The organism is Pseudomonas sp. BN102 (genome assembly GCF_029871245.1).
Lineage (GTDB): Bacteria > Pseudomonadota > Gammaproteobacteria > Pseudomonadales > Pseudomonadaceae > Metapseudomonas.
The window spans coordinates 1-676 of sequence record NZ_SSON01000003.1 but is presented as its reverse complement, the minus strand read 5'-3'; the positions used below and the strand labels follow the sequence as shown (position 1 = coordinate 676).

General features: G+C 64.8%; 1 protein-coding gene. It reads right to left on the bottom strand.

The features are described 5' to 3' along the window. Nucleotides 1-676, bottom strand: a 676-nt coding sequence (locus E8F12_RS00015) for an Ig-like domain-containing protein (RefSeq protein WP_280323229.1), incomplete at both ends; no start/stop codon positions are given.

Sequence of the window (676 nt, the reverse complement as noted above, 5' to 3'; positions counted from 1 at the left end):
GATCGCGCCGTCACTATCCGAGCCGCTCAGGTTGACGCTGATCGGGTTGTCTTCATTGCCGGAACCCAAGGCTGCAGCGGTTTCCGGTGCATCGTTGACCGACGCCACGGTGATGGTGCCAGTGGCCGGGCTGCTGTCTTCCAGGCCCTGGTTATCCACCGAGGCGTACTGGAAGCTGGTGGTGCCATTCCAGTTGGCGTTGGGGACGAAGGTGGCGGTCGCGCCATTGCCAGTGGCCGGCACGCTGTCGCCGATGTTCAATGCCACGCCATTGAGCAGCAGGGTGCCATTGGCTGGCAGGGACTTGATCACGAAGTTGGCGACACTGCCGTCGATATCGCTGCCGCTGAGGGCCACCGGAATGCCGGGCGCATCCTCGTTGCCGGAGCCAGAGGCCGCCGCAGTCTCCGGGGCATCGTTGACCGACGCGACAGTGATGGTGCCAGTCGCTGGGCTGCTGTCTTCCACGCCCTGGTTGTCCACCGAGGCGTAGTCGAAGCTGGTGGTGCCGTTCCAGTTGGCGTTGGGGACGAAGGTGACGGTCGCGCCATTGCCAGTGGCCGGGACGCTGTCGCCGATCGCCAATGCCACGCCATTGAGCAACAGGGCGCCATTGGCCGGCAGGGCCTTGATCACGAAGTGATCGATCGCGCCGTCACTATCCGAGCCGCTCAGG